1 pseudogene is annotated in these 239 nt (G+C 64.9%); it reads right to left on the bottom strand.

Features of this window, described 5'->3' with window-relative positions:
• Positions 1 to 180: pseudogene (locus QP442_RS08575) on the bottom strand (ABC transporter ATP-binding protein); the annotation flags it as partial.
• Positions 181 to 239: the final 59 nt, after the last annotated feature.

Genomic DNA, 239 nt, shown 5'->3' with positions numbered 1-239 from the left:
CCGCCCTGCCGGGCGCTGCAAACTAGTGGCACGGGCCGCGGCCACGAGGCCCTGGGTATAGGGATGGACGGGGCGGAGCAAAATATCCTCGGCGCTGCCTTCTTCCACCAATTCGCCCCGGCGCAGCACGAGGATGCGTTCGGAGGTGTGGTAGGCCACTGCCATATCGTGGGTGATCATAAGAACGGCGGTGCCGTGCTCGCACGCGAACTTTGGGCATTCGGTGTGGCAGGTGCTCT

The organism is Pauljensenia sp. UMB1177 (genome assembly GCF_030217965.1).
GTDB lineage: Bacteria > Actinomycetota > Actinomycetes > Actinomycetales > Actinomycetaceae > Pauljensenia > Pauljensenia turicensis_A.
This window is presented reverse-complemented; position numbering and strand designations above follow the sequence as displayed.